This window comes from Pseudoalteromonas atlantica (assembly GCF_043641955.1).
Taxonomy (GTDB): domain Bacteria; phylum Pseudomonadota; class Gammaproteobacteria; order Enterobacterales; family Alteromonadaceae; genus Pseudoalteromonas; species Pseudoalteromonas atlantica_A.
In genome coordinates this window covers 866,295-881,601 of record NZ_JBHZRV010000001.1, presented here as the reverse complement: position 1 = coordinate 881,601, position 15,307 = coordinate 866,295, and the positions used below count along the sequence as shown (strand labels likewise).

Here is a 15,307-nt window from a genome sequence, read left to right as displayed (position 1 = left end):
CTCTAAAAAAAGGGGCTGGTGCGATTGAGCAGCTGTTAACGTCAAAAGGTATTTCAATTGTTAATAAAAAAGTAATGCTCGGTGGTGGGGAGGTGTATGGTGTTCACTTTACTCTGGACGGAGAGGGTTATTCTCTTTTAAACAGTTTCTCAAATTAGGTTAAGTTAACAAGCAGTTAAACAAGGGTGAAAAGTTGGTTTTTGCCCCTTCATGGCTTAATTAAGCTAACAGCATTTTGCCCATTCACTGCCATGTTATGTTTAAATGAAACAAATAAAGGTGACACCCAACCTAAAGTTTGTATTTTGCGCTTAATGAACGATGTGCAAGTGATAAAAGAAAAGAGATAAGTTTTTAGCTCAAAAGAGTAAACTTAGTCGCATCAAAAGAGTAAACTTAGTCGCACAGTTTTATTTACTCAATTAAAGTGGCTGTCTGGTTTATTTTGCTAGCTGTTTTAATTGCCTGTTCACAAAGGCAATTATTGGTGAAATTGTCATGGTATGTAATATACGCCGTTTTGGTGTGTTACAAACTACCATAATGGTGTTCAATAATCTGTTATGCGTTTAGGAGATTTCGTGTCATATCAAAGTAGTTTGATCTTTTTTTGCGGTAAGATGGGAGCAGGAAAATCTACTAAATCTAAAGCAGTTGCGACAGAACTTAATGCCGTACTTATATCTGAAGATGAGTGGTTATCAAAGCTTTACCCTGATCAAATTAAATCTTTTGATGATTATATTAAATTTTCAGGTTTTCTAAGACCATTGATAAAAGCACATGTCCAAAATATATTAAGAACAGGAACAAGTGTGGTCATGGACTTTCCAGCTAATACAAAAAGACAGCGGGAATGGTTTACTAACTTATCAATTGAGGCTGAGTCCAAAAGCAAACTTATTTATTTAAAAGTAAATGATGCATTGTGTTTAAAACAGATTGCAAAAAGAAGCATTGAGCAACCATCAAGAGCTATATTTGATACTGAAGAAATGTTTCATCACGTTACTCAATATTTTGAAGAACCAGATCCTAGTGAAGTTCAAGACATTGAGGTTATTGTAAAAAACGCATAACAACTCGCTCAAAAGGACAAAACAGTTGGTTTTTGCTCCTTCGTCGCTATTTTAGCCAACCATTTTTGCCTGCTAATTAGGCGCTACCCATGACTATTAATTGCACACTCACAACAGTCAGATTTGATTGATTTAAGCTGTTCAAATCTGACTGTTCAAGTTTAGGCTTATTCAATTAAGGGTGTTCAATTAAGGGTAATTAATCACCCCTTTTGTTACTCAAATGGCCCCTTGATCACTGCAAATCCATTGTCTACCATTAGAGTGCCTTGGCTCCAAACATGCAAAGGCTTGAGGCTTTGGCTATCCATTAACACTAAATCAGCATCAGTGTTTATCGCGATGTTACCTTTTTTGAGGCCTAACACATCGGCAGGGTTACTGGTGATAGCCATTAATGCGTCTTCAATACTCACACCATACACATTTACAGCCTCTACAAAAGAGTCGTGTAAGGACGCTTCTTTACCTACTTCTAGGCCAATTAAATTAAAATCAGTATCAAAAATTGGTAGGCTGGCATGGCCGTCTGAACTCATTGTTAGCTTTGTTTTATCAACACCTTGGTCTAAACAATAAGCAAGGGCTCTTGCAGCTGCGTATTCACCGTTCGCTAAATCGTATTCAGTGGTGCTGGTGGTAAAGTCAATCGTGCCACCGCCTTTGCAAAACTCAATACCTGCATCTAACAGGGCTTTATTACGGTTCATATGAGTAGGGTAAAACTGTGCTAACGAGATATCCGTCTGTTGCTCAATATCATGCAAAATGCTGAGGTGACTATCGATAGGACCAACATGAATACTCACCGTGCCTTTTTTGCCGCTGAGCATTCCTGCCACTTTAGCTTGTGCGGCAAGTTCAGCTAATTGCTGAACTGTAGGTTGGCTACTGCGGTGATCTGAAATTGCCACTTCACCCACACCAATAAACTCATCAATATACATCAAGTCGTCATTAATACTACCAGTGAGCGTTTTGGCCGGAAGATGGTATGAACCAGTGTGACAAAATACATTTAAGCCCAACTCTTTTAATCCTTTCGCTTTTGCGACTAAATTAGTGAGCGTTCGGCTGCTTGAATCTGTACCAAGTGCTGCAACAACAGTTGTTATGCCATGTAAGGTTGCATCGGTTAAGTTCATTTCAGGTGTACGGCTAGCAAAGCCTGCTTCACCGCCACCGCCGGTAATGTGTACCAGTGAGTCAACAAAGCCGGGTGCGAGTATACAGCCTGTACCGTCAATTACTTTTATATTTGTATTGCTGTCTATATTTATCTTTTTTTGAAAATCAATGATCTTAGTACCAGCTATTAGTACATCCATTTTCCCATGAGGGGTGGGGGTGTAAAGGTGTGCCCCACAAATAAGTGTTAACATATAAACGTCTTTTTATTGATAATTAATAAAATAAGCAAGAAAGATAAAGCCGCTTGCTAATGCAAAAAGTGCTGCGGTAAAACGCCAAATAAAGGCCGCCCATTCGCTCCAATCTAATTTAACAATTCCTAAGCAGCCGATAAGGCTGGCAGAGGTAGGTATGAGTATATTAGTGAGTCCATCACCCAACTGAAAAGCCAGTACCACAATTTGACGAGATACGTTGAGTAAATCGCCTAAAGGTGCCATTAAAGGCATGGTGATGGCTGCTTGCCCAGATCCTGATGAAACAAAGAAATTAAATACACTTTGAAATAACAACATTCCCCATGCCGCAACGTAGTCAGGCACTGCAGCGATACTACTTGCACTGTAATACAAAAGCGTATTAAGTGTAGAGGGCGTGCTCAAATCGCTGCCACCTAAAAGCAATACAACGCCTTTTGCCAAGGCCACTAATAGGGCTGCGGGTAATAACTCTTGCGCGCCATGTTTAAAGGCATCGGCGCTTTCATTGGCACTTTGTTTTTTAAACACACTGGCAATACAAGCACTGACTAAACCTATACAGAAAAACTGCGCCGCCAGTTCAGGAATATAGTACTGGCGAGCCATGACACCCCAGATAACCCATGCAATACCAGCGACAAAGGTTAATAGAATTAGCTTATCGGCTATATCTAATGTTGGTTGGTTACTTGACTGTGTTTGTTCATTTTTAGTCTGCCTTATTGAATTGGCATAACGCACAGTAAACACCAAGCCAAATAGCGTGAACACACACCAAGCCGCCATTCTAAAACCCGCGCCAGAAAACACCGGAATTTCTGCAATAGATTGGGCAATAGCAATGCTAAATGGGTTCATCCACGAGGTGGCAAAACCAATTTGAGTTGCTACGTAAGTCGTTAAGACCGTAACTTTTGCGTCATAGCCTAGTTGCTTCATGATAGGGAGTAGCACAATGCAAAAAGCAATGGCTTCTTCACCCATGCCAAATACGGCCCCACCCAACGAAAATAATAAAAAAATGAGTGGGATAAACAGCCATTCAACACGTTGTGTTTTATGAATGAGGGCCATAATGCCGTTATTAATTGCACCCGTTTTCATAATAATGCCAAACGCACCACCGGTAATGAGTATAAACGCCATTACACCTATGGTTGCGCCATATTTATCGCCCGACACTAGCCCTTCAAATAACACATTTGCAAGGCCTATTTCACCGCCTTCGGCAAAAATAGGTGCTGATGTGCTCTGTGTAACAGGTTGGTATTGAGCAAGTTCAACTCGGTTGCTTCCCTGCTCAGCATTAAAAAAACCGGGTGTAATAAATAAGGTGGCCAGGTAGGCAATAACAGCCACTGATAACAAGATGATACTTGCATCAGGCATGGTAAATTGTTTGTTTTTCATAATTTCACTTTTAACCAAGGAAGGTTATTGCTTAAAAAGATCAGCATCCAACAAGTCTAACACTCATAATAAGTGGCACAACAATTTAACTGTTATGCCACTGAGTGCAATTTGGATGGTGTAGCGGATAGCACGGCTATCCGCAAGTAACTTTAAAAGCGATAGCTGGCACTAAGCGTGTAGCGTGTGCCGAAAGCATTGTGATTTATTGAGTCAAAACCACGGCTTGAACCATATAGTTTAGGCGGCTCTTTATCAAAAATGTTATCTATACGCACTCTTATCGCGAGTGCATCGTTAACAAAATAACCTGCTGATAAATCCCATACTAGCCAATCATCCACTTGGTGGTTACCTTGTGAATCAAGTTCACCGAGTTCATCAATTTCGTCAATTTCACGGCTTTTAAGCCCTTCAATATCATCTTCATAACTGCTGGTGTAGTTTGCGCCTAGGTTAAGGTAGTAGCTTTGTGCTTCCCAATCGATTGATACACGTCCAATATTTTCAGGGTAGCGATACGTACCAATGAGTTTTTCAATTGCATCAGAGCCCGGTTTATTACGTTCAAACTCAAGGTAGTGAGTACCATCAAATGCAAACGTTAAGTCACCACCAGATAGTGTAAAGCGATGATCAAATTTAATATCAATCCCCGCTAATGTCTGAGTGCCGGTATTTTCAAGTGGGATAACATGATCACGAAATAATGGTAGAAATAGCTCATCGTCTCGTGGGTTGAACTCAGTTATATAATTTTCCAAAATTTCGCCTAAATTGGCGCCATCTTGCTCTATGTTTAATCCGCTGTTGTCACTGATTTCACACAGTTCACTATCATAAGAGATGCCTTGTTGGCCTTCTGGCACAATACCGCAATGACGAAGTGAAGCATCTGTGCTGGCACGATCAAGTACCGCAGTCATATTAGTATCAATTACTTCTTCGTGATCAAACTGCCAGTAATCAACCGTTAAGTTAGTATCAACGCTTGGGCTCCAGGCAAAACCAACACTGATTGCTTCAGACTCTTCGGCTTTAAGGTTCTTATTACCCAGCTCAAGTGAGTTAACACTAACTTCGGTACCATCTCCCATACAGTATAGGTCAGACACGGATTGGTTCGCACCGCAATCGAAAGTTGATTGAGTCGTTCTTAATTTAACACCCGCTTGGGTTAGTGAAGGAGCACGGAACGATGTTGACCATGAGCCTCTTACTACTAATGAATCTGTAGGGCGATAGCTTAGGCCAATTTTAGGGTTAAATGTACCGCCAAAGTCATCATAATGATCGTAACGACCCGCTGCTTGTAATTCTACCTGGTCGGTCAATGACACATTCAGTTCAGCAAATGCTGCGTATTGAGTGCGATCAGCCTCTGATAGGCTTGAACCAAAACCAAATACATCTACTAGGTAGGCGTTTTCAGGGCGAGCTTGTGAATCAAGTGATGGTATGTCGCTTAACTCTTCACGGCGAGCTTCAACACCAAATGATGCATAAGCGGGTAAGTCATTAAAGGTAAATAGTTCACCATTAAAGTTTGCATCCCAGCCGTATACGGTGCTTTCACCGCTGCGTGTTGGGCGTGCCTGTGCAGTTGCTAAAACCGCATCATTCGCTGCATCGCCTTGTACAAATGGATTATAAAAAGGCAGTAATTCCCCAGATGCACAGTTAAGATTTTCGCCATCATAGCTTGCCAGTGTGCCGTCTGAACATAGCTCACCTGTAATTGCACCGTGGAATTGATAACGATTGTATACACCATCAACAGCTTCTTGTTCTGAACTTGAGCGAGAGAACGTTACGCCAGACTCCCAGCCCCAATCGCCAATATCGCCGGCAAGGCTACTCACTAAACGAAAATTCTTGGTTTCAACTTCCACAGTACGTGGGGCGTTAAAGCGTGCATCAAAACCAAAACCATAAACTTCGCGACCCGCTTGGGTGTCAAATGGGTCAATATAGAGCTGATCCATCAAATCATTACTGCCGTCAGCATTATCATAAATAAATAAGGCATCTTCTAAAATAAACGGACCATCATCATCATTGATTTGATTGATTGGTGATGGAGACGAATAGGCTTTAGACTTTGTTTGACTGTAGAAAAAGTCAGTGTGCCAATCAAGTTCACCCACATTGCTGTTAAACATAAATCCAGTTGATAAACTTTCAAATGGCGTATCCAAATAATCATCTTGATTAGGGTAATAGGCACATATTTGTTCACCAAACTCAGTAGTGACTAGCTCAGTTTTACAGTTTGGAGCAGGTAACTCATTACCATCACGGCTGCTGAAATAATAAATATTTGGTGAGTTTTCGAGTTTTGGTAAATACGAATAGCCATTAACCAGTGAAGGCGATGCCGTATAATCACGATCTGTTGCTTTAAATGCGTTTCGGTCATAAATGTCGGCAAATACGGTTAAGTTACTGTCGCCAATTTTAGTACCATAAACTAGGTTTAGTTGTTTTTTACCTTCATCGTGACTGTTAAAGCTATTGCCTAAAGAAGCATTTATTTCAGCGCCTTCAAAGTCATCTTTTAAGATGTAGTTGATTACGCCAGCTACGGCATCAGCACCATAAACAGCTGAGGCACCCGTGGCTAAAATATCAATACGCTCGATAGCAGCCAGTGGAATAGAGTTTACATCGACGAAGTTTTCAGTGCCTGCAGCAAAAGAGCTAGGAGCAACACGGCGACCATTAATAAGAGTTAATGTTGCTGAAGGGCCCATACCACGAAGGCTTGCAGCAGATTGGCCTGCCGGAGTTGAGGTTGAGGTGCCGCCACTTTCTGAGGTTGAAAAGGTGCCGCTGCCGCCTTTAAATACTGATAAGTCTTTTAATAACTCATGAATCGTATTCGCCCCTGAGCGTTTTATTGCGTCTTGGTCTAATACCGTTAGTGGGATTGTACCTTCAAGGTCTACGCCTTTTAAGCGCGATCCAGTAATTTCTACTCGCTCAATGTTTGTTGATTCATCATTTTCTTGTGCATACACAGTGGTGACAGGGCAAAGCGATGCGCTTATTGCCGCTGCAATAGTTAGTTGACGAAACATATTAATTTACCTTTTGTCTTATTCAAGAGTCAAAACATGCTTTAAATACAGCAGCTTGCTCATTTTTATTATGATTTTTTCCAATCGATTTTTGGCAAAATTAATAGCAACTGCAAAGCGCTGCTAAAACTAACGTTAATTTAGCTTTATTTGCTTTAAATTTGATTGGTGTCAGACAGGGCAGTGATGTTTAGACACAGTTAGCCCCTCACGAGAATGTGAGGTGTGGCTACTCGTCAAACCACTCCGAAAGGTAGTGAGGAGAGTAGAAATATGTACAAAGCGATGTTGCGTTTTTAAACATAATTCCAATCCAAAAGGTTTTTGACAAAGCTAGTTATTGAGTGCTAGCTTACTCGCGATTTAAAAGTTCCTTTTTTTTATAGCAAGCATAAAGACTGACTGCAAGCTATTTATCATTATATTTTACATGCGAGCAACATTATGGAAATCTTTCAGGAACAACTTAAGGTTAGGCGGTTTGATGGTTTTTTGGCAGCATCTTTGCTGATTTTAGCTTCATATTCTTCCACTATATCTGCAAATGAAAAAAATCAGACCTTGGTTTTAGTCGGAGGCGCTTTAACCACATGTTCAAGCATGAGCGCCAAAAACTGCCAAGATAAAAAGCAGTTAAGTGGTAAAAACGCTAACCAATATCAGTTAACCCGCGAAACATTAAATCAAGTAAAATTAAATTGGCCCAATGATAATGCAGGACATCGCAATAAAACATTGCAGGTTTTAGCTAAAATGGCGCGCCAACACCCTTCACCATACACTAAGAGCGACCTGTTATGGGCTTGGCGAGACTTAGATAATGCACTACTTAATCAATTAACCGATGCTGAGTATAACTTTGTTATCGATAGTATCGAAATTCCAGTTATTGATACCCAGCAAGCGCGCCTTAAGGAAGTAGTTAATACCACACTTAATAGTGAAACTGCGGCTAATGATATTTTAGATTTTATATCGGCTACTGCAAAAGTAAGTGCAACTAAGCCTAGCCTTTTAGCTATTACAGCTTCTAGCCGCGACCCTTATGAATCAGCAGATTTTTATGAAGGTCTACTAAATTTTGATGGTGTTGCATCTAAGTGGCTGGCGTTGACTCCTGCGCTTGCAAAGGCGATTACCAGCGGGCAATGTGCGCAATTGGCAAGTATCCGCGAAAAAACCATGAATGTGTATAATCGTGATGCTATTTACCCCGATCGTATCAAAGCTGAGTTGGCGCTATGCGAGCAAGGTGTAGAAAATTTGGTTAATGTAATTGGGTCGGCAACAGGTATAATGCTCAATGGCGGTGACCAAAGTTTAACGCGCAAAGTATTATTTGATGATGCAGGAAAACCTTACCCGTGGACAGAGGCATTACGCTCACGTCCGTTGTTGGTAGGAACAAGCGCCGGAACAGCGATTCAAAGTGGTGGTAAAAATCAATATGGGCAGGTGGCGATGATCACCAACGGCACAAGTCTTAGTGCTTTGCGTGATGGCGCTTTTGCTCAATCAGCACCGAGTGAACGTTGCACTACTGACTGTGATAAAGGTCTGTCTGGTGACTCATTAACCTACCAAGGCGAGGGTGGCCTTGGTAGTTTTAACTTCGGTATACTAGATACTCACTTTAGTGAACGTGATCGCACCGCACGTTTGGCAACGTTGTTAGATGCGACAAAACAGCCTCACGGGTTTGGTGTTGATGAAACAACTGCGTTGGTGGTTATTAACTCTGGTAGTACTAAATTAATGACTGTGATTGGTAAAAATGGTGTTGTTTATTTACATAAGCCACACAACGCAGATAGTTTTAATTATTCGTATTGGCCTGTAGGTACACGCGTGAATATAACTAAGGAGGGTTTTAGTGTTAACGATAATACAATTGCACAGGCATTACCCGCAATGAAGATACCCCCTTTGCCTATGCAGCGTTTTACCAATATTTTTACTGATACTAAGCTGCGTTCGTTAACACAAGCCATGTGCTTAACTAATGATACCCAAGCGACAGCGCAACAAGATGAGTTTTCTGTTGTTCTTTCAGGTAATGAAGACAGCCAATTTTATCGCGTAAACAGCTCAAAACATGGGTGTTTAGTTGATAACTTAGCTATTGAAATAACAAAAATTAATTAGGGTTTGTTTATCTTTGCAAATCTGACCTCTCATCATTAAAGTTTGTCTAATCTAGGGGCGATTTAATCGAGCCGAGCTAGTGTGTCGGCTCTCGCCCCTTATCTACATCCATCAAGGTAAACCCTTCGGGCCGCCTGTTTGGCATTTATACTGCACTATCGCCTGCTTATGGCAATAACCTCACGATATAGGTTTTTAGTGACTTAATTAGAGCATTTAAGACTTACTATCAACACTTAATACGATTGCCATTACATGGCTACGGATTACCAGTTACATCTTTCAGTGCTTTTCTCTTTAAGTCTCTATAGCCATGGCTATGCTGGTTATAAATAGCGTCAGGTTGTGAGTGTAAAGTTATGCAAATAATTCTTAATTAATATTGGATCTTGTAATAGTTTAATTTAGAATGATCGTTCATTCTAAATTAAGGGTAGTTTTCATGCAGCGTTCTCGCGTCGTTATTTTTGCAGTGTCAGCTTTAGCCAGTGCAGTTATTTTATCTGGTTGCGACCAGAGTCCTCAGGCAAGTCAGCAGGTTCAACAAGCCGCTCCAGTTGGGGTGATCACATTAAAAAGCCAACCATTGACGTTAACCAAGGAGTTACCAGGGCGAGTTGCAGCTTCGCAAGTGGCAGAAATTCGTCCACAGGTAAACGGTATTATTCAATCTCGTTTATTTACTCAAGGTGCTGAAGTTAAACAAGGTCAGGCCTTGTATCAAATTGATTCATCAACATTTGAGGCGCAAGTAGCAACGAGTAAGGCTGCAATCACTAAAGCGAAAGCGAGTATTGCCAACGCCAAAGCAAAGTCAGAGCGTTATGATGAACTATTAAAAATTAAGGCAGTTAGCCAGCAAGATTTTGATGAAGCAGATGCCAGTTATAAAGGTGCTGAGGCTGACTTATTAACTGCACAAGCGCAGCTTAAAACAGCACAAATTAATTTAGATTACAGCAAGGTTAAGTCACCGATAAGCGGCCAAATTGGTAAGTCAAATGTGACTGCCGGTGCATTAGTTAGTGCTAATCAAACATCGGCTTTGGCTACTGTCACGCAATTAGATCCTATCTATGTTGATTTAACCCAATCTAGTAGTGAGCTTACTCGCTTGAAAAAAGCCATTGCTAGTGGTGAGTTAGATAAAGATATGGCATTGCATTCTAAAGTTGAATTGAAAATGGAAGATGGTTCAGCGTATCCGCACAAAGGTAATCTACAGTTTTCTGAAGTAACCGTTGATCCAAGCACTGGCTCGGTCACTTTGCGCGCAGAATTTCCAAACCCTGAAAAACTACTATTACCGGGCATGTATGTACGTGCTGTGATTGTTGAAGGTGTTAAAGCTAATGCGATTTTAGCGCCGCAACGTGGTATTAGCCGTAATACCAAAGGCGAACCTACAGCTATGGTGGTCAGTAAAGACAACACCGTAGAGCCTCGGGTATTAAAAACAGAGCGTACAGTGGGCTCTAACTGGTTGATCACTGAGGGCTTAAACGATGGTGACAAACTTATTGTTGAAGGCTTACAAAAAATAGCACCGGGTGCACCAGTCAAAGCTGTACCTGCAGAATCGTCTGCCAACACACAATAACGGAGCAGTTTAATGTCACGATTTTTTATCGACAGACCTATTTTCGCATGGGTGTTGGCTATTGTAGTGATGCTAGCAGGGATATTAGCAGTAAGAGGCTTACCTGTTGCTCAATATCCATCTATTGCACCACCTGCAATTAGTATTCAAGCAAGCTATCCTGGTGCATCAGCACGAACACTTGAAGATACTGTTACCCAGGTAATTGAACAGAAAATGAAAGGGATAGATGGCTTGCTTTATATGTCATCTACTTCAGAATCAAATGGTTCAACAAGCTTAACGCTGACTTTTGATGCTGATACAGACCCTGATATTGCACAAGTACAGGTGCAAAATAAACTTGCTTTAGCAACCCCGCTATTACCGGAAGAAGTACAGCGCCAAGGTGTTTCAGTCGCAAAATCGGCACGCAACTTTTTAATGGTTGCAGGTTTTGTATCTGAAGATGGCAGTATGAATAATATCGATATTGGTGATTATGTTGCGTCAAACGTGCAAGACATCATCTCTCGTGTAAACGGTGTGGGTGAAGTACAGTTGTTTGGGTCGCAATACGCAATGCGTATTTGGTTAGACCCTAACATGTTACAAAAGTATGAGCTCACTCCTGCAGATATTAGTGCTTCAATTAGTGCGCAAAATGCACAAGTTTCAGCTGGTCAACTAGGTGCGTTGCCGGCTGTTGCTGGGCAGCAATTAAATGCAACTGTAACAGCGCAGAGCCGTTTACAAACACCTGAACAATTTAGAAATATATTTGTTAAAACGAATAACGATGGCTCGGTAGTGCGTTTGTCAGATGTCGCTAAAGTGGAGCTGGGTGGCGAAAGTTATGCGGTTGTTGCTCGCTTTAACGGTAAGCCAGCCTCTGGTTTAGGTATTAAGCTTGCCAGTGGTGCTAATGCACTTGATACCGCTGACGGTGTTAAAGCTGCACTAGCTGAACTTGAGCCGTTTTTTCCTGAAGGTCTAGCGGTTGTTATTCCTTACGATACAACGCCATTTGTTACCTTATCAATTGAAAAAGTAGTCAGTACATTAATAGAAGCCGTTGTGCTTGTATTTGTGGTTATGTATCTGTTTTTACAAAACTTCCGCGCAACTTTGATCCCAACCATTGCGGTACCAGTGGTATTACTTGGCACCTTTGCAGTGCTGCAGGTATTTGGCTATTCAATCAATACGCTGACTATGTTTGCTATGGTGCTGGCTATCGGCCTGCTGGTGGATGATGCCATTGTTGTGGTAGAAAACGTTGAACGGGTAATGACCGAAGAAAAGCTCTCCCCGCTTGAAGCAACACGTAAATCAATGGATGAAATAAAAGGCGCACTGGTGGGTATTGCTATGGTGTTGTCGGCCGTATTTGTACCTATGGCATTTTTTGCGGGCTCTACAGGGGTTATTTACCGTCAGTTTTCGGTAACCTTAGTAACAGCGATGAGCTTATCTGTATTAGTGGCGCTTATTTTAACGCCGGCATTGTGTGCAACTATGTTAAAGCCAAGCCATGTACATAATAATAAAACTTTGTTCGGGCGTTTCTTTATCGGTTTTAACCGCGGCTTTGATAAAACCAATAGCGGTGCACAAAGCTTTGTCGCGCGTATGATCAAGCACAGCAAGCGCTACCTTTTATGTTACGGTTTAATTGTTGGCGGTATGGTGTTTATATTCTCACAACTTCCATCAGCCTTTTTACCCGATGAAGACCAAGGTATTTTGTTTAACCAAGTCAGCTTGCCAGCAGGGTCAACGACCGAGCAAACGTTGAAAGTTGTTGAGAAAATGGAAAAACATTACCTCGAAGATCAATCTGAAGCTGTGCGTTCTGTATTCAGTGTAACGGGGTTTAGTTTTGCAGGCTCTGGGCAAAATGCAGCCATTGGCTTTGTGGGTTTAAAACATTGGGATGAGCGTCAACGTGACGATTTAACTGTTGGTGCAGTTGCAGGTAAAGCAATGGGCTTTTTCTCAACCATTAAAGAAGCATTTGTATTTGCCTTTCCGCCACCTGCGGTAGTGGAGCTGGGGACTGCCAATGGTTTTACCATGTTCTTACAAGACCGCGTTGGTCTTGGCCACGATAAGCTACTTGAAGCGCGTAATATGCTATTAGGTATGGCGGCGCAAAGTCCTGTTTTAGCAGGTGTTCGTCCTAATGGTCAAGAAGATAAGCCTGAACTTGAGCTTGATATTGATTTAGCTAAAGCACAAGCCCTAGGGTTAACGCAGGCAGATATTAATAGCACGTTATCAACTGCTTGGGGTAGTCGTTATGTAAATGACTTTATTGACCGTGGACGGGTTAAAAAAGTGTATCTGCAAGGTACGGCCGAATCACGTATGGCACCTGAAGATTTAGATAAGTGGTATGTTCGTAATAACAATGGTGACATGGTGCCATTTACGGCATTTGCCCAGTCTTATTGGACTTATGGTTCACCACGTCTTGAACGTTACAATGGCTTTTCAGCAATGGAAATTCAAGGCTCAGCAGCGCCAGGTTACAGTACCGGTCAAGCAATGGATGAAATGGAAAAATTAGTCAAACAATTACCTACCGGTATTGCTTTTGAGTGGACGGGTATTTCTTATGAAGAGCGCTTAAGTGGCGGCCAAGCGCCGATGCTGTATGCATTATCTTTATTGGTGGTATTTTTATGCTTAGCGGCACTCTATGAAAGTTGGTCTGTGCCGGCTGCGGTAATGATGATAGTACCACTGGGTGTCTTTGGTGCCGCAATGGCTGCGTTTGTGGGGGGATTATCAAACGATATTTACCTACAAGTTGGTCTACTGACAACCATAGGTTTGGCCTCTAAAAATGCGATTTTAATTGTTGAGTTTGCCATTCATAAGATGGATGAAGGCATGTCGCTGGTAGAGGCTGCGGTAACGGCAGTGAAGTTAAGGTTGCGTCCAATCTTGATGACATCAATGGCATTTATATGTGGTGTTATACCATTGGCTATTGCCTCAAGTGCAGGCTCGGGTGCGCAAAATGCGCTTGGTATTTCAGTTATTGGTGGCACACTGGCATCGTCAATTATTGTGGTGATATTTGTACCGTTATTCTTTGTGTTAGTTAAACGGGTGTTTCCTGGTAAACACAAAGCCGTAGCGAAGGAGCAATCATAATGAACTTTAAAACATTGAGCCTCGCAAGTATTAGCGCACTGGTATTAAGCGCATGCCAAATGGCTCCTGAACTTGAAGATATTCAATTACCAGTGGCAGATAGTTACGCTATTGAAGGTGCTAAGGGCAACATTGCCGATTTAAAATGGCAGCAGTTTTTTAAGAATGAAAAGCTGCAAGCCTTAATCGAGCAAACCTTAACGCATAACAAAGACATTAAACTTGCTGCACTTAACGTGCAGCAAGTCAGAGCGTTATATCAAATTGAAGACTCCGCATTATATCCCTCGATTGATTTTTCAGCGTCGGGCACGCGTCAACGTTTACCTGCTGATTTATCATCAACCGGTAATGCACGCATAAACGAAAGCTATTCTGCTACTGTAGGGATGACGGCTTATGAGCTGGATTTATGGGGAAAAGTACGTAATCAATCAGATCAAGCACTACAAACTTTGTATGCCTCAGAGCAAGCACAAACCAGTGTTAAAATTAGTTTAATTGCAGAGCTAGTCAATGCATGGCTTAATTACGCTGCCGATAAAGAGCTCTTAGCACTGGCTAACGAGACGCTGTCGAGTCAGCAAGAGTCACTTGAGTTGATGGAAAAAACATATGCACTAGGGGCGGCATCTAAACTTAGCCTTGCCCAAGTGCAAAGTACAGTGGCTACTGCAAAAGTGGATATTGCCAATTATCAACGTTTGTTAAAGCGGGATAAAAACGCGTTAGATTTATTGGTCGGTACAGCCGTGGCAGCAGAGTTACTCCCTGAGCAAAGCTTAGATGAAGTACTTAATTTCCCGACAGTACCAGTTGGAATGCCATCAGAACTATTAGCACAACGCCCTGATATTAAAGCCGCCGAATATCGTTTATTAGCGGCTAACGCTAATATTGGTGTTGCCAAAGCTGCGTTTTTCCCAAGCATTAGCCTAACAGCTAATGCCGGGACTGCATCGTCTGATTTAGACAATTTGTTCTCAGCCGGAACAGGTACATGGAGTTTTATTCCTTCGATTAACTTGCCTATATTTAATATGGGACGTAATCAAGCTAATTTAGATGTGGCACAAACACAGCAGCAAGTTGCCTTAACCACCTACGAGCAAACCATTCAACGAGCGTTCAAAGAAGTCTCTGATGCACTTGCTGATAGAGAAGGTTACATGCAGCAACTAACAGCACTTGAAGAACTTTATGATAGTAATCAAATAACCTTTAAATTATCGCAAGCACGATTCGAAAAAGGGGCTGATAGTTACTTGCAGGTACTTGATGCACAAAGAAATTGGGTAACTGCAGGGCAACAGTTGATCACGGGTAAGAAAGCATTCATTGCCAGTCAAATCAGCTTGTACAAGGCTGTTGGCGGGGGATGGCAACGTCCAGAGCAGCAAACTCAATAATGTTTTTATTACTAGTTTACTCAGTTGCAGTTGTATCGAACAAGGTCAG

Annotated in this window: 8 protein-coding genes; 5 read left to right on the top strand and 3 right to left on the bottom strand. The window is 41.7% G+C overall.

Going from position 1 to position 15,307, the window contains the following annotated elements; all coding sequences use genetic code 11:
- Nucleotides 1-581 precede the first annotated feature (581 nt).
- Nucleotides 582-1,079 (top strand): P-loop nucleotide/nucleoside kinase family protein, encoded by a 498-nt coding sequence (locus ACHUE3_RS03550; protein WP_394190237.1) that lies wholly within the window; start codon nt 582-584, stop codon nt 1,077-1,079.
- A 215-nt stretch (nt 1,080-1,294) separates the two neighbouring features.
- On the opposite strand, the gene iadA is transcribed toward ACHUE3_RS03550, so the two are convergent.
- From iadA to ACHUE3_RS03535, 3 genes are all read right to left on the bottom strand, one after another.
- A complete protein-coding gene (gene iadA, locus ACHUE3_RS03545; protein WP_394190235.1) occupies nt 1,295-2,461 on the bottom strand; it encodes a beta-aspartyl-peptidase in 1,167 nt (388 codons plus the stop codon).
- A 12-nt stretch (nt 2,462-2,473) separates the two neighbouring features.
- Complete coding sequence (gene yfcC, locus ACHUE3_RS03540; RefSeq protein WP_394190233.1) at nt 2,474-3,880, bottom strand: putative basic amino acid antiporter YfcC; 1,407 nt, start codon at nt 3,878-3,880, stop codon at nt 2,474-2,476.
- Between the two features lie 152 nt (nt 3,881-4,032).
- Nucleotides 4,033-6,960, bottom strand: a complete 2,928-nt coding sequence (locus ACHUE3_RS03535; protein WP_394190231.1) for a TonB-dependent receptor domain-containing protein — start codon at nt 6,958-6,960, stop codon at nt 4,033-4,035.
- Nucleotides 6,961-7,404: 444 nt separating this feature from the next.
- Between ACHUE3_RS03535 and ACHUE3_RS03530 the strand changes: the two genes are divergently transcribed.
- The 4 genes from ACHUE3_RS03530 to ACHUE3_RS03515 all read left to right on the top strand — a co-directional run bounded on the left by ACHUE3_RS03530 (nt 7,405) and on the right by ACHUE3_RS03515 (nt 15,258).
- Nucleotides 7,405-9,105 (top strand): cyanophycinase, encoded by a 1,701-nt coding sequence (locus ACHUE3_RS03530; protein WP_394190229.1) that lies wholly within the window; start codon nt 7,405-7,407, stop codon nt 9,103-9,105.
- Between the two features lie 442 nt (nt 9,106-9,547).
- Complete coding sequence (locus ACHUE3_RS03525; protein ID WP_394190227.1) at nt 9,548-10,705, top strand: efflux RND transporter periplasmic adaptor subunit; 1,158 nt, start codon at nt 9,548-9,550, stop codon at nt 10,703-10,705.
- Between the two features lie 12 nt (nt 10,706-10,717).
- Entirely contained in the window at nt 10,718-13,849 is a 3,132-nt protein-coding gene (locus ACHUE3_RS03520) for an efflux RND transporter permease subunit (protein ID WP_394190225.1), read from the top strand.
- Nucleotides 13,849-15,258, top strand: a complete 1,410-nt coding sequence (locus ACHUE3_RS03515) for an efflux transporter outer membrane subunit (protein WP_394190223.1) — start codon at nt 13,849-13,851, stop codon at nt 15,256-15,258. Before ACHUE3_RS03520 ends, ACHUE3_RS03515 begins: the two co-directional genes overlap by 1 nt.
- Nucleotides 15,259-15,307: the final 49 nt, after the last annotated feature.

Bases quoted from the DNA above. Each gene is read 5' to 3' on its own strand.
- ACHUE3_RS03530 (WP_394190229.1), top strand. From the start codon at position 7,405: ATGGAAATCTTTCAGGAACAACTTAAGGTTAGGCGGTTTGATGGTTTT.
- ACHUE3_RS03535 (WP_394190231.1), bottom strand. From the start codon at position 6,960: ATGTTTCGTCAACTAACTATTGCAGCGGCAATAAGCGCATCGCTTTGC.
- iadA (WP_394190235.1), bottom strand. From the start codon at position 2,461: ATGTTAACACTTATTTGTGGGGCACACCTTTACACCCCCACCCCTCAT.
- ACHUE3_RS03515 (WP_394190223.1), top strand. From the start codon at position 13,849: ATGAACTTTAAAACATTGAGCCTCGCAAGTATTAGCGCACTGGTATTA.
- ACHUE3_RS03520 (WP_394190225.1), top strand. From the start codon at position 10,718: ATGTCACGATTTTTTATCGACAGACCTATTTTCGCATGGGTGTTGGCT.
- yfcC (WP_394190233.1), bottom strand. From the start codon at position 3,880: ATGAAAAACAAACAATTTACCATGCCTGATGCAAGTATCATCTTGTTA.
- ACHUE3_RS03525 (WP_394190227.1), top strand. From the start codon at position 9,548: ATGCAGCGTTCTCGCGTCGTTATTTTTGCAGTGTCAGCTTTAGCCAGT.